Origin of the sequence: Amycolatopsis melonis, from assembly GCF_040064235.1 — a bacterium.
Lineage (GTDB): Bacteria > Actinomycetota > Actinomycetes > Mycobacteriales > Pseudonocardiaceae > Amycolatopsis > Amycolatopsis melonis.
On the sequence record NZ_JBDZYD010000012.1, the window covers coordinates 259,824 to 277,867 of the forward strand.

Annotated in this window: 21 protein-coding genes; 8 read left to right on the top strand and 13 right to left on the bottom strand. The window is 71.9% G+C overall.

Going from position 1 to position 18,044, the window contains the following annotated elements; all coding sequences use genetic code 11:
* Positions 1-170 precede the first annotated feature (170 nt).
* Entirely contained in the window at positions 171-815 is a 645-nt protein-coding gene (locus ABJI51_RS30935; protein ID WP_348954665.1) for a transglycosylase family protein, read from the top strand.
* Position 816: 1 nt separating this feature from the next.
* Here ABJI51_RS30935 and ABJI51_RS30940 read toward each other — a convergent pair whose 3' ends face one another.
* A complete protein-coding gene (locus ABJI51_RS30940) occupies positions 817-1,608 on the bottom strand; it encodes a glycerophosphodiester phosphodiesterase family protein (protein ID WP_348954666.1) in 792 nt (263 codons plus the stop codon).
* A 66-nt stretch (positions 1,609-1,674) separates the two neighbouring features.
* Here ABJI51_RS30940 and ABJI51_RS30945 point away from each other — a divergent pair, with 66 nt between their 5' ends.
* Complete coding sequence (locus ABJI51_RS30945) at positions 1,675-2,055, top strand: hypothetical protein (protein WP_348954575.1); 381 nt, start codon at positions 1,675-1,677, stop codon at positions 2,053-2,055.
* A 49-nt stretch (positions 2,056-2,104) separates the two neighbouring features.
* Here ABJI51_RS30945 and ABJI51_RS30950 read toward each other — a convergent pair whose 3' ends face one another.
* The 5 genes from ABJI51_RS30950 to ABJI51_RS30970 form a co-directional block, all read right to left on the bottom strand.
* Positions 2,105-3,085: a tyrosine-type recombinase/integrase gene (locus tag ABJI51_RS30950; RefSeq protein ID WP_348954667.1), complete on the bottom strand. Its 981-nt coding sequence runs from the start codon at positions 3,083-3,085 to the stop codon at positions 2,105-2,107.
* A 557-nt stretch (positions 3,086-3,642) separates the two neighbouring features.
* A complete protein-coding gene (locus tag ABJI51_RS30955) occupies positions 3,643-4,083 on the bottom strand; it encodes an SRPBCC family protein (protein WP_348954576.1) in 441 nt (146 codons plus the stop codon).
* A gap of 3 nt (positions 4,084-4,086) precedes the next feature.
* Positions 4,087-4,419, bottom strand: a complete 333-nt coding sequence (locus ABJI51_RS30960; protein ID WP_348954577.1) for an ArsR/SmtB family transcription factor — start codon at positions 4,417-4,419, stop codon at positions 4,087-4,089.
* Positions 4,416-4,862: an SRPBCC domain-containing protein gene (locus tag ABJI51_RS30965; RefSeq protein WP_348954578.1), complete on the bottom strand. Its 447-nt coding sequence runs from the start codon at positions 4,860-4,862 to the stop codon at positions 4,416-4,418. Before ABJI51_RS30965 ends, ABJI51_RS30960 begins: the two co-directional genes overlap by 4 nt.
* 31 nt (positions 4,863-4,893) lie before the next feature.
* Positions 4,894-5,412, bottom strand: a complete 519-nt coding sequence (locus ABJI51_RS30970) for a GNAT family N-acetyltransferase (RefSeq protein WP_431605675.1) — start codon at positions 5,410-5,412, stop codon at positions 4,894-4,896.
* Positions 5,413-5,455: 43 nt separating this feature from the next.
* On the opposite strand from ABJI51_RS30970, the gene ABJI51_RS30975 reads away from it, so the two are divergent.
* Positions 5,456-6,019 (top strand): helix-turn-helix domain-containing protein, encoded by a 564-nt coding sequence (locus ABJI51_RS30975; protein WP_348954579.1) that lies wholly within the window; start codon positions 5,456-5,458, stop codon positions 6,017-6,019.
* Between the two features lie 49 nt (positions 6,020-6,068).
* The gene (locus ABJI51_RS30980) at positions 6,069-6,704 is read left to right on the top strand and encodes a DUF1345 domain-containing protein (protein WP_348954580.1); all 636 of its coding nucleotides are present in this window, start codon (positions 6,069-6,071) and stop codon (positions 6,702-6,704) included.
* On the opposite strand, the gene ABJI51_RS30985 is transcribed toward ABJI51_RS30980, so the two are convergent.
* On the bottom strand, positions 6,691-7,305 hold the full coding sequence (locus ABJI51_RS30985; RefSeq protein ID WP_348954581.1) for a TetR/AcrR family transcriptional regulator: 615 nt from the start codon (positions 7,303-7,305) through the stop codon (positions 6,691-6,693). The genes ABJI51_RS30980 and ABJI51_RS30985 overlap by 14 nt on opposite strands.
* Positions 7,306-7,328: 23 nt before the next feature.
* On the opposite strand from ABJI51_RS30985, the gene ABJI51_RS30990 reads away from it, so the two are divergent.
* The 3 genes from ABJI51_RS30990 to ABJI51_RS31000 are packed head-to-tail and all read left to right on the top strand — an operon-like array spanning position 7,329 to position 10,029.
* Positions 7,329-7,784, top strand: coding sequence for an SRPBCC family protein (locus tag ABJI51_RS30990; RefSeq protein ID WP_348954582.1), 456 nt, complete (start codon positions 7,329-7,331; stop codon positions 7,782-7,784).
* 33 nt (positions 7,785-7,817) lie between these two features.
* The gene (locus ABJI51_RS30995) at positions 7,818-8,423 is read left to right on the top strand and encodes a TetR/AcrR family transcriptional regulator (RefSeq protein ID WP_348954583.1); all 606 of its coding nucleotides are present in this window, start codon (positions 7,818-7,820) and stop codon (positions 8,421-8,423) included.
* The gene (locus ABJI51_RS31000; RefSeq protein ID WP_348954584.1) at positions 8,407-10,029 is read left to right on the top strand and encodes an acyl-CoA dehydrogenase family protein; all 1,623 of its coding nucleotides are present in this window, start codon (positions 8,407-8,409) and stop codon (positions 10,027-10,029) included. Before ABJI51_RS30995 ends, ABJI51_RS31000 begins: the two co-directional genes overlap by 17 nt.
* Here ABJI51_RS31000 and ABJI51_RS31005 read toward each other — a convergent pair.
* Together ABJI51_RS31005 and ABJI51_RS31010 are read right to left on the bottom strand one after the other, a co-directional pair.
* Positions 10,026-10,520: a pyridoxamine 5'-phosphate oxidase family protein gene (locus ABJI51_RS31005; protein ID WP_348954585.1), complete on the bottom strand. Its 495-nt coding sequence runs from the start codon at positions 10,518-10,520 to the stop codon at positions 10,026-10,028. The genes ABJI51_RS31000 and ABJI51_RS31005 overlap by 4 nt on opposite strands.
* Positions 10,521-10,602: 82 nt before the next feature.
* On the bottom strand, positions 10,603-11,136 hold the full coding sequence (locus ABJI51_RS31010; RefSeq protein WP_348954586.1) for a TetR/AcrR family transcriptional regulator: 534 nt from the start codon (positions 11,134-11,136) through the stop codon (positions 10,603-10,605).
* Between the two features lie 77 nt (positions 11,137-11,213).
* On the opposite strand from ABJI51_RS31010, the gene ABJI51_RS31015 reads away from it, so the two are divergent.
* Complete coding sequence (locus ABJI51_RS31015) at positions 11,214-12,425, top strand: FAD-dependent monooxygenase (protein ID WP_348954587.1); 1,212 nt, start codon at positions 11,214-11,216, stop codon at positions 12,423-12,425.
* A gap of 201 nt (positions 12,426-12,626) precedes the next feature.
* On the opposite strand, the gene ABJI51_RS31020 is transcribed toward ABJI51_RS31015, so the two are convergent.
* The 4 genes from ABJI51_RS31020 to ABJI51_RS31035 form a co-directional block, all read right to left on the bottom strand.
* Complete coding sequence (locus tag ABJI51_RS31020; RefSeq protein WP_348954588.1) at positions 12,627-13,715, bottom strand: SWIM zinc finger family protein; 1,089 nt, start codon at positions 13,713-13,715, stop codon at positions 12,627-12,629.
* On the bottom strand, positions 13,712-16,186 hold the full coding sequence (locus tag ABJI51_RS31025; RefSeq protein WP_348954589.1) for a DEAD/DEAH box helicase: 2,475 nt from the start codon (positions 16,184-16,186) through the stop codon (positions 13,712-13,714). Before ABJI51_RS31025 ends, ABJI51_RS31020 begins: the two co-directional genes overlap by 4 nt.
* A 71-nt stretch (positions 16,187-16,257) precedes the next feature.
* Positions 16,258-17,040 (bottom strand): ABC transporter permease, encoded by a 783-nt coding sequence (locus tag ABJI51_RS31030; RefSeq protein ID WP_348954590.1) that lies wholly within the window; start codon positions 17,038-17,040, stop codon positions 16,258-16,260.
* The gene (locus tag ABJI51_RS31035) at positions 17,037-17,972 is read right to left on the bottom strand and encodes an ATP-binding cassette domain-containing protein (protein WP_348954591.1); all 936 of its coding nucleotides are present in this window, start codon (positions 17,970-17,972) and stop codon (positions 17,037-17,039) included. The genes ABJI51_RS31030 and ABJI51_RS31035 overlap by 4 nt, the downstream gene beginning before the upstream one ends.
* Between the last annotated feature and the right edge of the window lie 72 nt (positions 17,973-18,044).

Here is an 18,044-nt window from a genome sequence, read left to right on the forward strand (position 1 = left end):
TCCGGTTTGTCGCTTCACCCCCTTCCACCCACTCCCGGGCGAAACCGCACCGCGTGTCGCAACCGAATGTGAACGCTGTTTCATGTGAGACTGGAGCGCGCAGTGTGTCCCTTGTGGTCAGTGGGACACACTCCTACTGTGCACCCATGATCCAGAACCGCCGACGCACCATGGCGAGCCTCCTGCTCGCCGCCATCGCCGCCATGGGTCTGCCGCTCGCCACCCCCGCCGTCGCCAACGCCGACCCCGCCGCGACCGCATGGGCCAAACTCCGCATGTGCGAATCGAGCGGCCGCTACACCACCAACACCGGCAACGGCTACTACGGCGCCTACCAGTTCGACCTGCCCACCTGGCGCAGCGTCGGCGGACAGGGCCGCCCCGACCAGGCCGCCCCCGCCGAACAGGACTACCGCGCCCTCTACCTCTACCGCATGCGCGGCTGGCAACCCTGGCAGTGCGCCGGCATGCTCAAGCTCCCCGGCGACGCCGACGCCCGCAGCAAACGCGTCCCCACCTACGCCGAAGCCGCCTACATCGGCGGGGGAGAACTCCCCGCACCACCCCCGGGACCCGGCGGCCCCAAACCCGCCTGGCCCGGCGTCGTCTACCAGTACGGCGACTGCGCCGCCCCGCTCAAGACCTTCCAGCTCCGCATGAACGCCTTCGGCTACGGCTTCACCGGCACCGGCTGCTACCTCGACAAGACCCGCACCGCCGTCCTCGACCTCCAGCGCGCCAACGGCATCAAGGACAGCGGCCTCCTCGGCCCCAAAACCTGGGACGCCGCCTGGACCGGCAAACCACCCCGCTGACTCACGACTCCTGCGACCGCCGCCACGCACCCCGCTCGATCAGCACCTCACGCAGCAGATCCGGCCGGTCCGTCACGATCCCGTGCACCCCCAGATCCAGCAACATCCGCATCTCCGCCGGATCATCGATCGTCCACGTGTGCACCTCGACCCCCGACCGCCCCGCCATCGCCACGAACGCCTTGTCCACCACCCGCAACCGCCCCTGCCGCACCGGCACCTGCGCCATCGCCCCCAGCACCAGCCTGCCAAGGGGGAGCAGCGGCAGCTTCCCCCGCGCCCACAACGCGAACGCCGACCGCGGCCCCATCGCCGTCACCAGCTTTGGCCCCGCCAGCTTCCGCAACCGCACCAGCCGCGCATCCGAAAACGCCGCCGCCGCCACCCGGTCGTGCGCCCCCGTCCGCTCCAGCACCCGCACGAACGGCTCCACCGCCTGATCGGCCTTCACATCGACGTTGAACCGCGCGTCCGGCAGCTCCTCCAGCACGTCCTCCAGCCGCGACAACGGCACCTTCCCGCCGACCTTCACGTCCTTCAGCTGCGCCCACGTCTGCGCCGCGATCGGCCCCCGCCCATCGGTCGTCCGCTCCAGGTCCGGATCGTGGTGCACGACCACCACCCCGTCCGCCGTCGCATGGACATCGGTCTCCAGATACCGATACCCCTCCGCACACGCCCGCCGGAACGCCGGCAGCGAATTCTCCAGACCCGCCAGCTCGTCGAGATGCCAACCCCGGTGCGCGAACGCACGGGGGACCGGATCAGCCAGGTACGGAAACGACACGTGCATCCCCCAAGTGTGCACTTCCGCCATGACTCCGGCATGAGCGGACGATGGCCAGCTAGGGTCTCCCGGGTGAGGGAAGCCGCCGAACTGACCCAGCCGACCGCCATCGACCCGGCCACGGGCCGCCGAGGCGCACCCAGGCACTGCGGCTGGTGCGGACGACGCCTCCCCGAAGGCGGCAACATCGGCCGCCGACGGCGCTACTGCGGCCAGTCCTGCCGCCAGCGCGCCTACGAACGCCGCACCGCCCTCCAGCGCAGCGGCCTCCCCGAAGACGCCGTCGTCCTCTCCGACACCGAAGTCGCCGCCCTCCAGGACCGCCTCTTCCAGCTCCGCTGCGCCGCCGAAGACATCGTCACCGCCGCCGAAGACGGCGCCGACGCCCGCGAACTCCGCACCCTCGCCGAAGAAATCGCCCGAGCCGCCAAGGACCTCGAACAACTCCGCTGACGCCTTAACAGGCCCGCCGGAGAACCCCGCACGGATAGCCAAGCGGCACTCAGCCCAGGCTGTCCAAGGCCCGGTACGTCCGGTTGCTCGCCGCCGCCGCACGCTGCTCACGGCCCGTCGCCTCGATGTAGTTCTGGCTCGTCGCCAGGCTCGCGTGCCCCAGCAACGCCATGATCTCCGACGCCGTCGCCCCGTCCTCCGCCAGCCGCGTCGCGAACGTGTGCCGCAACGCATGCAGATTCGCCCCCACCGGCACCCGGTCGTGCAACCCCGCACCCCGGTAACACGACTTCACCAGATACTCCAGCGCACCCCGCCCGATCGGCTCACCCGCACGATCCAGCAGCAACGGCGAACCAGGGGAGAAGCGCAGGTTCGGAAACCGCACCCGGCACGACTCCCGGTACCGCTCGATCAGCTCCGCCAGCACCGGCTGCACCGGAATCGACCGGTCCCGGCTGCCCTTGCCCTTCACGTGCAACCGCAGCTCACCCGCACGCCCCACCAGCGACCGCGACGTCAGCGCCCGCATCTCCGCCGCCCGCAACCCCGCCACCAGCCCCAGCGCGATCACCAGCACGTCCCGCTCCGGCCACGGATCCCGCGCGCGCCGCGACCCCGCGGCCGCCGCCGACAGCAGCTGCTCCGGGGTTTCCTCACCCCGCAACGGTTTCGGCGTCAACGCCGGCGTCCGCGGCCGCGCCACCGCACCCATCGGATTGCCCGCCAGCAACCCGTCGGCCACGCAGAACGTCAGGAACTGGTTCCACGTCGACCACGCCCGCAGCACCGAGCTCTTCGCGTGCGTGTCCGCGAACGCGCCGAACGCCGCCCGCAGCGCCGGCCCGGTGAGGTCGGCGACCTCCAGGTCCTCGGCCGGACGGCCCAGCTCCGAAACCAGGAGAGTGGTGATCCCGGCGAGGTCCCGCCGGTAGGCGTCGGTGGTGTGCGGGGAGTCCTTGCGGGGACGGCGGGCGGCGAAGAAGGCTTGCTGCGCCTCGGAAACCTTCATGTGGATCTTGTACCGCACACCACCGACAGTTTCGGCCGCCGGGCCGGAACCTCTGGTTTCATGCATAATGGCAATTATGCATGAAACAGGGCGATAAGCCGGGAGACTTCCCCCGGGGGACTCCGGTCTCGCCCGGAGCCGTTCCGAGGCCCTTGGTGACGCTCCCGTGTTGCACAGCGGGGATGCGCACACATGTTCGACACGCCTCGGGATCGCTCGGGCAGCCTGGAGTGGAGCCTCGGCGGCGAGTCGCAGCACGGCCCGTCGAGCTTGCCGTCCAGTGCTCTACGGCCGGATTGCCCGCCATAGTTTCGTCACCGTGACGTTTTAAGGTCGACTGACGGGACGTCGGCTCCAGGGCGCCCGGGGGTGTCGCCCGGCGCCTCACAGCCACCCGGCAGGTGTCGTGAATGAGTCATTCAGGTCGTCGGAGGTCCTGAATGACTCATTCACGGCGTTGCCCCAGCGTCGGATGCGTGTGGCGGCACATGGCGGGCTCTCGGGAATCCCGCCCCTCTCGTGCCTCGTCGCAGCACGTCACCGAACGCCGATAATGTACATTATGTCAAGTAACGTCAGTGCCAGTCGCTGATCTGGACGTCGCGCGGGCTCGGGGCGCCTTCCCCGGTCTCGACGAGCTGCTTGAGGCTGAGCAGGTAGCTGGCCCACTTCGTGCTGCAGTGGTGCATGAACTCGTTCACCTCGCGCCAGCCTTCGTGCTTGAACAGGACGATCGTGTAGTCGTCGCGCTGTTCGAGGTCCCAGCGGATCGTCGTGCCGAGCCACTCCGGCGGGCCGTCGACGACTTCCCAGCGGACGAGCTTGCCCGGGACGGTTTCCAGGACCTTCATGTCGAAGCCGCCCGGGATGAAGCGGAACGCGATGACGTCGCCGACGCCGGTGGCGCCTTCGGTCTTCTCGGTCCACCAGCCGGCGAGGCCGTCGATGGTGCTGAGGGCGTCGTAGACCTTTTCCGGGGTGGCGTGGTGGATGCCGATGCGGTGCAGGATGTCCATTTTCTACCGGTTCCTTTCGATGGTTTCGGCGATGCGCTTGATGCGGCGCAGCCGGGCGTCCCAGGTGTTGCCGACTTCGGTGAGCTGGGCGACGGCGCGGGCGAGCTGGGTTTCGTCGACGTGGAACTGCTTTTCGCGGCCGGCGTTGCGGGCCCGGACGAGGCCGGCGCGGTCGAGGACGGCGAGGTGCTTGGCGACGGCCTGGCGGGTCACCGGGAGGTGTTCGCTGAGGCTGGTCGCGGTGCCACTCCCCTCGGTCAGCAGGAGGTCGAGCAGGCGGCGGCGGGTGGGGTCGCCGATGGCCGACCAGAGGTCGTCGTCGACGGCGGTGCTCACCGGGTGGCTCCGATTTTGGCGGCGTGGGCGGGAAGGCGGGGCAGGAACCGGTCCCAGCCGGTGGCGTGGTCGGTGTATTCAGCGGCGATCTTGGCTTCGTCCCAGCCGCGTTCGCGGAAGCCGGTTTCGGTCATGCGCAGGCGGGTTCCGGTGCCGTCGGGTTCGAGTTCGAAGACGACGAGGAACGAGTTGCCGGGTGCGGCGGTCTCCCCTTCGGCGTGGGCCCAGCGGAAGGAGAAGAGCTTGGGCGGGATGGCGTCGACGACGGTGAACCGGACCTGGTGGCCGCCGAAGCCGAGGTGGCCTTCTCCCCCGGGGTCGGCGGGGTAGTCGGCTTCGTCGGACCACCATTCGCGGACGTGTTCGGGGTTGCTGACGACGTCGAAGACGACGTCGGGGGTGGCGTCGATGCGGATTTCGCGTTCGAGGGTGCCGTAGTCCATGCCTGCTCCTAGTGCAACGTTCGGTTGCGTGTCACGTTAGCTCGGCGGGCGCGGAAGTGCAACCCTCGGTTGCGCGTAGGTCCTTCTGGACCCACGCGACGTCGCGCCAGGCGCCGTGTTTCCAGCCGACGCGGCGGTAGACGCCCGCCGGTTCGAAGCCCAGTGCGCGGTGCAGCCCGGCGCTGGCTTCGTTCGGCAGGGTCATGCCGGCGAAGGCGCGGCAGAGGCCGCGTTCGCGCAGCCGCTCGAACAGGGTTTCGTACAGGGCGCGCCCGGCGCCGGTGCGGCGGCGGCCGAGTTCGAGGTAGATGCTCGTCTCGCAGGACCACCGGTAGGCGGCGCGTTCGGCGAAGCGGTTGGCGTAGGCGTAGCCGGCGACGCGGCCGTGGTCTTCGAGGACGAACCAGGCGTGGGCGGCGGCGATGCGGCGGGCCATTTCGGCGGGGCCGGGTTCTTCGGTTTCGAAGGAGACGACGGTGTCGGTGACGTAGGGCGCGTAGACGGCGGCGCAGGCGGCGGCGTCGTCCGGGGTGGCTTCACGAATCAGCATGGCTCACATGGTAGCCATTGTGAGTCATATAGTATCGGGAGTTATGACTGACGCCCTGACCGAACGGCTGGCGGCCACCGTGCGCGCGGCGCGGGCTTCCCTGGGGTTTTCGACGGCGGAGCTGGCCGCGCGTTCGGGGGTTTCGCGGGCGATGATCGGCAAGATCGAGCGGGGTGACGTGCAGCCGACGGCGGCGTTGCTGGCGAAGCTGTCGGACGCGCTGGGTCTGACGTTGTCAGAGCTGATCGCGCGAGCCGAGGGTGACCGGCGGCGGCTGGCGCGGGCGGCAGAGCAGCCGGTGTGGGTCGATCCGGAGACCGGCTACCGGCGCCGGGCGGTCTCCCCCGCCGGCGGGCGTCCGCTGGAGCTGGTGGAAATCGAGCTGCCGCCGGGGGCCGAGGTGGCGATGGGTGCGGGGACGTATCTGTTCCTGCATCAGCAGATCTGGGTGCTGGCGGGACGCTTGCGGTTCCACGAGGGTGCGCAGGTGCACGAGCTGGACGCCGGGGACTGCCTGCAGCTGGGACCGCCGTCGGACTGCGTGTTCGCGAATCCGGGTCCGGTCCCCTGCCGGTATCTGGTCGCGCTGGTGAAGCGGGCCACCTGACCAGGTGATCCGGGGTGCCGCGCGCGGCGGGCGGCAGTAGCTTCGCGCGATGCGGCGGCTGCGGAGGATCTGGTACCAGGGTGCGGAGTTCCTGCTGGTGTTGCTGGGGCTGGGGTGGTTGTTCGCGCCGAACACGGGGCTGGACGTGGTGTTCCTGCTGGCGTGGGACGTGCTGGCGGTGGCGGCGATCGCGACGCGGTGGCTGCGGATCCGGCGGTACCGGCTGGTGGCCGACGCCGAGCCGACGTGGCTGGGCAGCCTGCTGGGGCGCCGGTGGAGTTTCGCGGCGACGCTGGTGGTGAGCGCGGTCGGGCTGACCGCGGGCGGGTTGATCCTGGTGGCGAACTCGATCGCGGAGGAGGACGACGAGCTGGCGTTCGCGTTGCAGGTGAGTGCGGTGCCGGCGGTGCTGGGGGCGTGGATCCTGCTGCACTTCGGGTATGCGGACCGGTATGCGCACCTGCACTACCGCTGTGCGCCGGGGTTGCGGTTCCCGGGCACGGAGCAGCCGAACCTGCTGGATTTCGCGTATTTCGCGTTCACGTTGGGGACGTCGTTCGCGACGTCGGACGTGGAGGTGCGGGCGCGGCCGCTGCGGTACACGGTGCTGACGCACAGTGTGGTGTCGTTCGTGTACAACACGGCGATCCTGGGGATCGCGGTGGGCGTGATCACGGGGAAGTGAGCCGCAGGGCGGCGACGGCGTGGTCGAGCCAGGCGGCGAGGAAGCGGTCGGGGGCCAGGTCGCCGGGGGTGTGTCCGATGAGGACGTCGAGGATCGGGTAGTAGGTCAGCGCGGCGACGAGGACGGCGGCGGTGGCTTCGGGGTCGGTGACGTCGGCTCTCCCCTGGTTTTTGAGGGTGGTGATCCAGTCGGTGCCGCGCCGGTAGACGGTGGCGACGACGCCCTGCCACAGGCGTTCGAACAGCTCGGGGAAGCCGGTGAATTCGCGGATCATCAGGCGGATGAGGTCCCGGTCGGCGGCCATGAAGGCCCAGACGACGTCGGCGAGCAGGCGCAGGGCTTCGCGGGGGTCGTCCGGGAGCCGGGCGTCTTCGGTTTCGGCGGTGCGGGCGGCGAGCCGGTCGAGGTTGTCGAGCACGGCAGCTTCGAGGACGGCGGCCTTGGAGGGGAAGTGCTTGTAGAGCGCGCCGCTGCCGGGGTGGAGGCCGCAGGCGGTCTGGATGTCGGCGACGGAGGTGGCGTCGTAGCCGCGGGTGGCGAAGAGGTGGACGGCTTCGTCGAGGATGCGGCGGCGGGTGACGCCGGGGGTTGTTCGCGCCATAAGTGAGAGACTACTCTCTTTCCATGGTTGAGGTGACCGTGGAAGAGACCGTGTCGTGTTCGCCGGAGGCCTTCCTGGACCTGGTCATGGACCCGCGGCGGTACGCGGAGATCGACCGCAAGCTGGGCCGGATCGACTGGGTGCGCCGGGACGGGAACGTAACCGAGTTCCGGTTCCGCTCGGCGCTGCCGGGGCTGGGGCCGGGTCCGAAGGTCGTGTCCCGGATGACGCTGACGCCCGGGGTGCGCGTCGACGTCCGGCTGCCGGAGCGGCGGGAGAACCGGCTGGTCCGCCGGATTTCGACGTTCGAGGCGAGTTTCGAGTGCGTGCCGTCAGGCGGCGGGATCCGGGTGCGGCGGTGGATCGCGTTCGGGTTCGCCGCTCCCCTGCGGCTGCTGGCCGAGCCGGTCCTGCGGCGGAAGCTGGGGGCCGACGTCGAGGCGGAGGTCCGGGGTGCGAAGCGGCTGCTGGAGCGTTGACTGAAGCAATGAATCAGTGCTTCACTTCTTGACGTGCCCTACCGCCGCACCCCGAAGGTGCAGGAACGCCTGGACGCCCAGCGCGAGACGATCGTCGCCGCGGCGACGCGTCAGCTGGCCGAGCACGGCTATGGCGGCTGCTCCGTCGCCGTTGTGGCCGAGCGGGCCGGGGTGGCCGTCGGCAGCGTCTACCGCCACTTCCCCACCAAGGCCGATCTCGTCGTGCACGTCTTCCGGCAGGTCGTGACGCGGGAGGTGGACGCGGTGCGGGCGGCGTCGGCGGCGCCGGGTGAGCCCGCCGAGCGGGTCCTGGCCGTGTTCGAGACCTTCGCCCAGCGGGCGCTGAAGGCGCCGCGGCAGGCGTATGCGCTGCTCGCCGAGCCGGTCGACGCGCTGATCGACGCCGAGCGGCTGGAGTTCCGGCGGGCGTTCACCGAGGTGGTGGCCGAGCACGTCGCCGCCGGGGTGCGGGCGGGCACGCTGCCGCCGCAGGACGGGCGGGTCACCGCCGCGGCCTTGGTCGGTGCCGCCGCCGAGGTCCTGATCGGCCCGTTGACCAGCGGCAATCCCGGTGATGTCAGTGAGCTTCGCACGTTCGTCGTCCGCGCTCTAGGAGGTTCCGATGCCCGCCACGCATGAGGTCACCAACCAGGTCCCGCCGCTGGCCGGCCACGACGTCGCGGACGACCCGGCGCTGCTGGCCGGGCTGGAGCGGGCCGGGGCCGGGTGGGCGGCCGGGGAACTGCACGAGCTGGGCCTGCTGGCCGGGAGCGAGCAGGCCCAGGAGTGGGGGCGGCTGGTCAACGAGAACGAGCCGGTGCTGCGCACGCACGACCGCTACGGCCACCGCATCGACGAGGTGGAGTTCCACCCGTACTGGCACGAGCTGATGACCGTCGCGGTGTCGCACGGGCTGCACGGGACGCCGTGGCGTGACCCGCGTGCGGGCGTGCACGCGGCGCGGGCGGCGAAGTTCTACGTGTGGGGCCAGGTCGAGGCCGGGCACAGCTGCCCGATTTCGATGACGTACGCGGCAATCCCGGCCCTGCGGGCCAATCCGGAGCTGGCGGCGCGGTACGAGCCGCTGCTGGCGGCGACCGAGTACGACTTCGGGCTGCGGGAGCCGGGCGGCAAGCGCGGGCTGATCGCGGGCATGTCGATGACGGAGAAGCAGGGCGGGTCCGACGTCCGGGCGAACACGACGACGGCCACGCCGTCCGCCGACGGCAGCTACACCCTGGTCGGGCACAAGTGGTTCACCTCGGCGCCGATGTCGGACCTGTTCCTGACGCTGGCCCAGGCGCCGGGCGGGCTGTCGTGCTTCCTGCTCCCCCGCGTGCTGCCCGACGGCTCGCGCAACCCGATCCGGCTGCAGCGGCTGAAGGACAAGCTGGGCAACCGGTCGAACGCGTCGTCGGAGATCGAGTACGACCAGGCGGTCGGCTGGCTGGTCGGCGAGGAGGGCCGCGGGGTCCGCACGATCATCGAGATGGTCAACAACACCCGGCTGGACTGCACGCTGGGCAGTGCGTCCGGGATGCGGCTGGGTGCGGTGCGCGCGGTGCACCACGCGACCCACCGGCACGCGTTCGGCAAGGCGCTGGTGGACCAGCCGCTGATGGCCAACGTCCTGGCCGACCTGGTGGTCGAGTCCGAGGCGGCGACGACGGTGGCGATGCGGCTGGCCGCGGCGGGCGACCGGCCGGGCGACGAGCAGGAGCAGGCGTTCCGGCGGCTGGGGCTGGCGGTGTCGAAGTACTGGGTGTGCAAGCGGGCGCCGGTGCACGCGGCCGAGGCGCTGGAGTGCTTCGGCGGCAACGGGTACGTCGAGGAGTCGGGGATGCCGCGGCTGTACCGGGAGGCGCCGCTGTCGTCGATCTGGGAGGGGTCGGGCAACGTCGCGGCACTGGACGCGTTGCGGGCGATGGGCCGCCAGCCGGAGTCGGTGGCGGCGTTCTTCGCCGAGGTCGAGCAGGCCGCCGGGGGCGACGCGCGGCTGGACGACGCGGTCGAGCGGGTCCGCAAGGAGCTGACCGACCTTGAGGGCATCGAGTACCGCGCGCGCCGTCTGGTCGAGGCGATGGCGCTGGTGCTGCAGGGGTCATTGCTGGTGCGCCACGGCCACCCGGCGGTCGCGGACGCGTTCTGCGCGTCCCGTTTCGGTGGCGACTGGGGCATCGCGTTCGGCACGCTCCCGGCCGGGGTGGACACGGCAGCGATCATCGAGCGGGCCACGGCCGGCTAGGCGGCGCGTTCGGCGCGCTGCCGGGCGAGTTCCTCGACCGCGCTGGGCAGGGTCTGCTCGAAGTCGATGAGCTTGACCCACGTCGGGGTGATGACGATGCGGACCATGCCGTCGTAGAGCGAGCGCACCTCGCGCTCCCACTCGACCCGCTGCTCCGGCGTCATCTGGTAGGTGCCGTTCATCTGCAGGTACTCCTCGGGGATGCCGTCGACGACGTCGAGTTCGGCGGTGCCGCGCAGGAGCAGGATCTTGGGCGGGTGGGACTCGGTGTCGATGGTCAGGGCGACCGCGGGGTTGGCGCGCAGGGAGGACAGCTTCGGGGCGTTCTTGCTGGTGCACACCACGATCTGCGTGCCGTTCCAGGTGAAGGCGATCGGGATGGTGCGCGGGGTGCCGTCGGGGGCGACGTAGGCCAGGCGGGCGAGGTCGCGGGCCAGCAGTTCCCTGCTGTACGGGCGGTCGAGGACTTCGGCGATCTCGTGCTGCTGCATGGTGGCTCCTTGTCCGGGTGGGCTGCTGCTGCCCCGGGGACGGAGCCGGTGGCGGGTTCTCGACATCGGCCGGGAAAGAATTTCAGTGGCCGAGTGCGCCGAGGGCGCCGGCGACCGCGGCGGCGCGGAGTTCGTCGACCGGGACGTCGGGGAACTGCATGCAGACGTCCTGCAGGCCGCCGAGGGCCAGGATGGCCCTGGCCTGCTGTTCCAGGGTCGGGGACGGGCCGCAGATGAGGGTGGTCAGCTGGGTGCGCCAGCCCAGGACGCGGTCGATGAGGCCGAGGTCGGCCAGGGTGGGCATCTCCGACAGCAGCATGATCACGTCCGCGCGGTGGCGGTAGTTGAAGTCGAAGAAGCCTTCGATCAGCTCGCGCACGGGTGCGTCGGGACGGGCCTGGCGGTCGAGGAGGAACTTCTCGCCGTCTTCGAGCATCGGCTGGACGATGCTGCGGACGAGGTCGTCGCGGGACGGGAAGTGGTAGTAGAGGGCCGGCTTGGTGATGCCGAGACGGTCGGCGATGTCCTGCAGGCTGGTGCGCTGGACGCCCTGGCTGGTGAACAGGTCGCGGGCGACTTCGAGGATGCGCTGCTTGGTGTCGGAGGGTTTCGGCACCGGCCCAGCATAACTGACTTAACGATAGGTAAGGAGCTGTGGTACAACTTACCTACCGTTAAGTCAGGGAGGTACTCATGCGGATTCTCGTCTCCGGCGCCAGCATCGCCGGCCCGGTGCTGGCGTACTGGCTCACCCGGCACGGCTTCGACGTCACCGTCGTCGAACGCGCCCCCGCCCTGCGCAAGACCGGCGGCCACGCCGTCGACCTGTTCCGGCCCGCCATGGACATCACCGAGCGGATGGGCGTGCTGCCCCGCGTGGAAGCACGCAAGACAGGCACCACCCGCATGACACTGCACCGCGAAGGCGCCCGCCGCCCCGTGCGGATCGACCTGACCAAGATCTACAACGCCGCCTCCGACCGCCACGTCGAGGTCATGCGCGACGACCTCAGCGAGATCTACTACGACGCCGGCCGCGACGACGTCGAGTACCTCTTCGGCGACTCCGTCACCGCCATCTCCCCCGACGGCGACGTCACCTTCGATCACGCCGCACCCCGCCGGTTCGACGTCGTCGTCGGCGCCGACGGCCTGCACTCGAACGTGCGGCGCCTGGTCTTCGGCGAAGAAGCCGCCTTCACCCGGTTCATCGGCGCCTACCTGGCCGTGCTGTCGATACCCGGCACCCTCGGCCTCGACGGCGAAACCATCAGCCACCTCGGCCCCGGCCGCACCGCCGCGATCTACCGCGCCGCGCACATGACCGACGCCCGCGCAGTGTTCCTCTTCCGCCGCGAAGAGCAGCTCGACTACCACCACCGCGACACCGCCCGGCAGAAGCAGCTGCTGCGCGAGGCCTACGCCGGGATGCACCCGCAGGTCGACGGCTGGCTCGCCGAGCTGGACGGCCCCGGCCCGTTCTACTTCGACTCGATCACCCAGCTGCAGCTGGACACCTGGTCACGCGGGCGCGTCACGCTCGTCGGCGACGCCGGCTACTGCCCTGGACCGGCCGTCGGCGGCAGCACCAGCCTCGCCGTGCTCGGCGCGTACGTCCTGGCCGGCGAGCTGGCCGCGGCGCGCGGTGACCACGAACGGGCCTTCGCCGCCTACGAACGCGAAATGGGCGAGCTGGTCCGCAAGAGTCGCGCCTTCGCCGTCACGGCCGCCCGCGGCCTGATCCCCGCCTCCCGCACCGGCGTCCGGACACTGGCCGGCGGCGCCCGGCTCATCTCCGCGCTGCCGGGCGGGCTGAGCCGGGCACTGGCGAAGCTGAACACCAGCGGGATGCGGATGCACGACTCCATGCGCGTCAAGGACTACCCGGTCAAGACGGCGGCCTGACCGGGCTGGAGGGGCCACCGCACGGCGGCCCCTCCAGCTTCGACAGCGAGCACCGCAGACAGCCAGACCCCGGCGAACGCCGGGCGGGCGCACGGGTGCAGCACCCGCGCGCCCGCACCCCCAGTGGCTTCGGCGGAAACCCGCCGTCAGGGCTCAGGAGGCAACGACGAGCGTGCTGGATACCGGGAAATCCCGCGGATTTCAGCCCAGCAGCAGCCCCGGGTCCGCCTCGGGCGGCCCCGCGGGCCACCACTGGCCGTCCTCGAGCCGGTAGGGATGCCACCGGCCTTCGCGGTCCAGCCGCAGCTGCACGTCCCCGACCGTGCAGCGGTTGCGGTCGAACACCGGGTCCTCCTCGGCGAGCGCGGCCGCCACCGCCGCCTTCGGCGGAGTCCACGGCGTCTCCAGGACGTCCAGCCCGGCCTGCCCGCCACAGGTCCACGCCGCGACCGCCCGCGCGAAGCCGGGACCCTCGCCCAGACGCCCGGCCACCGACGGGAACTCCGCGGCCAGCCGGACCGCGTCGTGCCGCCGTCCCGGCCACGCCTGGCCCGCCAGCAACGCCGCGGCCTGCGTTGCCGCGTTGGCCGTCAACATCGCGAACACCTCCGCCGGCACCCCGGGCGCGGCCGGGATCGACGGCGCGCCCGACGGCCGGAACTGCGCCAGGTCCGGCAGCTCCCCCGGCGTCCGCTCCCCGACCGGCAACTCCGCGCGGGGCGCCGTCCGGCTCTCCAGCTCCTCCCGGATCTCCCGCTCGCCCTTGCCCCGCATGAGCAGCAGCACGAACGGATCGGCGTCCAGCAGCCACGACGCCTGGAACGACAACGCCGCCGCGTGCCGGCACGGCAGCTCCCAGCCCGGGCAGTCGCACTCCGGATCGAGGTCGCCGATCCCCGGCAGCAGGTGCACCCCGGCGTCGTCGGCTGCCTCCACCAGGTCGTGCGGCATGTCGCGGTCCAGCAGCGCCGCCAGGTGCCCGGCCCGCGAGGCGACGCGGTCGAGGAACCGCGTCCAGTCCGCTTCGGACAGTTCCGCCAGCCGCAGCTCGGTCCGGTAGGGGCCGCCGTCGACGTCGTCGACCGCCGCGGCGATCCGGCCCGGGCTGACCGTGATCGGCCCGACCAGCCCGGCCGCCGCGTACTTGCGGCCCCGCTTGAGCTGCTGCTGGTCCAGCGCGGTGTCCGCCATCGCGCTCAGCCACGCCCGGCCCCACCACGACGTCGCGAACCGCCCGCGCGCGCCGGTGGCCCCGAACGCGGGGAAACCCCGTACCCGGTCGTCGGTCATCCGCGGCTCCTCAGCTCGACGAGCTCCGCGAGCTCGGCATCCGACAGTTCGGTCAGCGCGGCCTCGCCGCCGGCGAGCACCGCCTCGGCCAGCGCCCGCTTCTCCCGCAGCATCGCCGCGATCCGGTCCTCGACCGTGCCCTCGGCCACCAGCCGGTGCACCTGCACCGGTTTCGTCTGCCCGATCCGGTACGCCCGGTCGGTGGCCTGGTCCTCCACCGCCGGGTTCCACCAGCGGTCGAAGTGCACGACGTGGTCGGCGCGGGTGAGGTTCAGCCCGGTCCCGGCAGCCTTGAGCGACAGCAGGAACACCGGGACCTCCCCGGCCTGGAACCGCGCCACCAGCTCTTCGCGGCGGGCCACCGGGGTGCCGCCGTGCAGCAGCTGCGCCGGAATCCCGCGTGCGGCCAGGTGTTTCTCCAGCAGCCTCGCCATCGCGACGTACTGGGTGAACACCAGCACCGCCCCGCCCTCGGCGAGGATGGTGTCCAGCAGTTCGTCCAGCAGCTCCACCTTGCCCGAACGGCCACCCGGCTCTTTGAGGTACTGGGCGGGGTGGTTGCAGATCTGCTTGAGCGCGGTCAGCAGCTTGACGATCCGGCCGCGCCGGGCCATCCCGTCGCTGGCGGCGATGTCGGCCATCATCTCCCGCACCACCGCTTCGTAGAGCGCGACCTGGTCGGGGCTGAGCGCCACCGGCCGGTCGGTCTCGGTCTTGGCGGGCAGCTCCGGGGCGATGCCGGGGTCGGACTTGCGGCGGCGCAACAGGAATGGCCGCAGCAGCCGGTTCAGCCGCTCGGCCGCGGCGGTGTCCCCGGCCTCGATCGGCTTGGCCCAGCGGGCCCGGAACTCGCTCAGCGAGCCCAGCAGCCCCGGTGCGGTCCAGTCGAGGATCGCCCACAGCTCCGAGAGCGTGTTCTCCACCGGCGTGCCGGTCAGCGCCACCCGCGCCGCCGCGGGCACCAGCCGCAGCGCCTTCGCCGTGCCCGAGCGGTGGTTCTTCACGTGCTGGGCCTCGTCGGCGACCAGCAGCCCCCACCGCACCGCCGCCAGCGGCGCCGGGTCGGTGCGCAGCGTGCCGTAGGTGGTCAGCACGAACCCGTCCAGATCGTTGAGCGAGCGGGCACTGCCGTGGAACCGCCGCACCGGCACGCCCGGGGCGAAGCGGTGGATCTCGCGTTCCCAGTTGCCCAGCAGCGACGCCGGGCACACCACCAGCGTCGGCCCGGCTGCCCGGTGCAGGTGCAGTGCGATCAGCGTGACCGTCTTGCCCAGTCCCATGTCATCGGCCAGGCAGCCACCCAGCCCGAGCCCGGTCACGGTGGCCAGCCACTGCAGGCCGCGCAGCTGGTAGTCCCGCAGCGTCGCGGCCAGCCCGGCGGGCGGGGCCTGTGGTTCCGGTGGCGCGGACAGCCGTTCCCGCAGCCGCGCCAGCCACCCCTCGGTGACGACCTCGACCGGCTCGCCGTCCACCTCGGTCGTCCCGGTCAGCACGGCGCCGAGCGCGTCGACCGGGGTGAGCGGCTTGAGCACCCGCTCGCGGGCCTTCGCCGCCAGCGCCGGGTCGACCAGCACCCACCGGTCGCGCAGCCGCACCACCGGACGGCGGGCCTCGGCCAGGGCGTCCAGCTCCGCCTCGGTCAGCACCTCCCCGCCCAGGGCCAGCTGCCAGTCGAACGCCAGCGCGCGGCCGCCGCCGAAGAACGACGGCAGGTCGCCCGGGGTGTCCCCGGCCCGCACCACCGCCCGCGCGGTCAGCGACCCCGCCAGCTCCGCCGGCCAGTGCACGTCGATCCCGGCCGCGGCCAGCCGCGGGGCCGCGGCCGCGACCAGCTCGGTCACGTCGTCCTCGCCCAGCACCAGCTCGTCCGGCACGGCCGAGGTCAGCAGCGGGCTCAGCGCCGGCCACACCTGCGCGCCGCGGCGCAGCGCCAGCACGACGTCGATGCGTGCCCGCGGCCCGAACCGCCCGGTCTCCCACAGCTGTGCCGCGTCGGCGACCTGCCCCGGCTCGGCCAGGCTGTGCACCTGGACGACGGCGCGGAAGCGCCCGGCGTCGAACCCGTCGGGCGCCTCGACCCGCAGCGACACCCGGATGCCCGAGTCCAGGCCCGCGGCCAGCTCGTCGGCCCAGTCGCGCAGCGACTCCGCCCGCTGCGGCGCGGCCGCGGCGAACAGCCTGGTCCCCGCCGCCTTCGCCGCGGCCGGCGTGCGGGGCAGGGTGTCGGCGACGGCGTCGAGGAACGCCCGCAGCAGCGGCCCTGGTGCCTGCTCGTCCGACGGCATCGCGGCCGCCAGGTCCCGCAGCCACGCGGCTTCGCCCGCGTCGAGCGGCCCGACGCGCCAGGCGTCGTGCCCGGCCTCGGTGACCCCTGGCAGCAGCCGTCCCGCCGCGACCAGCCGCAGCGCGGCCTGCGCCGCGGTCGCCCAGAACGCGTCGGCACCGGCCAGCAGCACCGGCAGACCCTCCACAATGGACAACTCGCGGCCGTCGACGTGCAGGCGTCCCGCCCGCGGCGGTTCCCCCGGTACGAAATGGACGTTCAGTTCCCCAGCCTCCCGTATCGGCGCACCGACAGCGGCACGAACACCGCCAGCAGCACCAGTGGCCACACCACCGCCATCGGCACCGCGTGCGCGCTCACCCAGGAGGTCCCGGCCGCCCCCGGATTGCCGAACAGCACCCGCGCCGCCGTCACCGTGGAGGACAACGGGTTCCACTCCGCCACGGTTCCCAGCCACGCCGGCATCGTCGAGGTCGCCACGAACGCGCTGGAGAGGAACCCGAACGGGAACTCCAGGGTCTGCGCGAGCGTCACCATCGCCGGGTCGGCGGTGAGCAGGCCCAGGTAGATCCCGGCCCACACCAGCGCCGTGCGCAGCAGAAGCAGCAGCCCCAGCGCGGCGAGCGTTTCGCCGAGGCTGCCGTGCGGCCGCCAGCCGACCGCGAACCCGCAGCCCAGCAGCACCACCAGAGCGAGCACGGCGTTGACCAGGTCCGCGGCCACCCGCCCGGTCAGCACCGCCGACGGCGCCATCGGCAGCGAGCGGAACCGGTCGGTGACGCCCTTGGCCGCGTCGTCCAGCACCGCGATCATCGTGCCCGACAGCCCGAAGGCCATCGTCATCGCGAACATCCCCGGCATCAGGAACTCCCGGTAGGAACCGCCGCCGGGCACGCTCATCCCGCCGCCGAGCAGGTAGGCGAAGATCAGCACCATCAGGATCGGGAACGCCACCACCGTGGCCAGCCGGGCCGGACGCCGCGCCAGCTGCGCCAGATACCGCTGGGTCAGCGTCCAGCCGTCTTCGATCGCCCACCTCATCGCGCCACCTCCGCCTTCCCGGTCAGCTGCAGGAACACCTCGTCCAAGGTCGGGTGCCGCAGCGCGACATCCGCGACCGAAAGCTCCGCCGCGGCCAGCTCGCGCACGACGTCGGTCAGCGCCGACGCGTCGGCGGGCGCGCTCACCCGCAGGTCCTCGGTGACCGGGTCGGTGCCGGTGACCCGGCCCAGCAGGGCCGCGGCCGCGCCGAGGGCGTCGGGATCGGTCACCGCCAGCTCGATCCGGGTGGCGTTGAGGGACCCCTTCAGCTGCGCCGGGGTGCCTTCGGCGATGACGCGCCCGTGCTCGACCAGGCAGATCCGGTCGGCGAGCTGGTCGGCCTCCTCCAGGTACTGCGTGGTCAGCAGCACGGTCGTGCCGTCGCCGACCAGCGACCGCACCGCCTTCCAGACCTCGATGCGGCTGCGCGGGTCCAGCCCGGTCGTCGGCTCGTCGAGGAACAGCACCCGCGGGGTGGCCAGCAGCGAGGCGGCCAGGTCCAGCCGCCGCCGCATCCCGCCGGAGTAGGCCGACACCGGCTTCGACCCGGTGTCGGCGAGGCCGAAGCGTTCCAGCAGGTCGTCGGCCCGGCGCGCGGCCTCGCGCCGTCCCAGGTGGTGCAGCCGCCCGAACAGCACGAGGTTCTGCCGCCCCGACAGCAGCTCGTCCACCGCGGCCTGCTGGCCCACCAGCCCGATCGCGGAACGCACTTTCGCTGGTTCGGTGGCGACGTCGAACCCGGCGACCCGGGCGACGCCGCCGTCGTGACGCAGCAGTGTGGACAGCGCGCGCACGGCCGTGGTCTTGCCCGCGCCGTTGGGTCCCAGCAGGCCGCACAGGGTGCCGGCCGGGACGGAGAGGTCGAAGCCGTCGAGGGCGTACGCGTCGCCGTAGCGCTTGCGAAGTCCCTCGGCGTGGATCTGCGGAGTCATCCTGCCCCTAACTCTGTACGTTGTACGTAGAACGGTAGCACAACTCTGTACAACGTACGTAATTCAGGGGAG

What these genes read in the sequence shown, in the direction of transcription:
- ABJI51_RS30985 (WP_348954581.1), bottom strand. Translation starts at nt 7,305, where the DNA reads ATGGCGCGAACAACCCCCGGCGTCACCCGCCGCCGCATCCTCGACGAA.
- ABJI51_RS30955 (WP_348954576.1), bottom strand. Translation starts at nt 4,083, where the DNA reads ATGGACATCCTGCACCGCATCGGCATCCACCACGCCACCCCGGAAAAG.
- ABJI51_RS30935 (WP_348954665.1), top strand. Translation starts at nt 171, where the DNA reads ATGGCGAGCCTCCTGCTCGCCGCCATCGCCGCCATGGGTCTGCCGCTC.
- ABJI51_RS31030 (WP_348954590.1), bottom strand. Translation starts at nt 17,040, where the DNA reads ATGAGGTGGGCGATCGAAGACGGCTGGACGCTGACCCAGCGGTATCTG.
- ABJI51_RS31005 (WP_348954585.1), bottom strand. Translation starts at nt 10,520, where the DNA reads ATGCAGCAGCACGAGATCGCCGAAGTCCTCGACCGCCCGTACAGCAGG.
- ABJI51_RS31000 (WP_348954584.1), top strand. Translation starts at nt 8,407, where the DNA reads ATGCCCGCCACGCATGAGGTCACCAACCAGGTCCCGCCGCTGGCCGGC.
- ABJI51_RS30990 (WP_348954582.1), top strand. Translation starts at nt 7,329, where the DNA reads ATGGTTGAGGTGACCGTGGAAGAGACCGTGTCGTGTTCGCCGGAGGCC.
- ABJI51_RS30980 (WP_348954580.1), top strand. Translation starts at nt 6,069, where the DNA reads ATGCGGCGGCTGCGGAGGATCTGGTACCAGGGTGCGGAGTTCCTGCTG.
- ABJI51_RS30940 (WP_348954666.1), bottom strand. Translation starts at nt 1,608, where the DNA reads ATGCACGTGTCGTTTCCGTACCTGGCTGATCCGGTCCCCCGTGCGTTC.
- ABJI51_RS31015 (WP_348954587.1), top strand. Translation starts at nt 11,214, where the DNA reads ATGCGGATTCTCGTCTCCGGCGCCAGCATCGCCGGCCCGGTGCTGGCG.
- ABJI51_RS30965 (WP_348954578.1), bottom strand. Translation starts at nt 4,862, where the DNA reads ATGGACTACGGCACCCTCGAACGCGAAATCCGCATCGACGCCACCCCC.
- ABJI51_RS30975 (WP_348954579.1), top strand. Translation starts at nt 5,456, where the DNA reads ATGACTGACGCCCTGACCGAACGGCTGGCGGCCACCGTGCGCGCGGCG.
- ABJI51_RS30970 (WP_431605675.1), bottom strand. Translation starts at nt 5,412, where the DNA reads ATGCTGATTCGTGAAGCCACCCCGGACGACGCCGCCGCCTGCGCCGCC.
- ABJI51_RS31035 (WP_348954591.1), bottom strand. Translation starts at nt 17,972, where the DNA reads ATGACTCCGCAGATCCACGCCGAGGGACTTCGCAAGCGCTACGGCGAC.
- ABJI51_RS31020 (WP_348954588.1), bottom strand. Translation starts at nt 13,715, where the DNA reads ATGACCGACGACCGGGTACGGGGTTTCCCCGCGTTCGGGGCCACCGGC.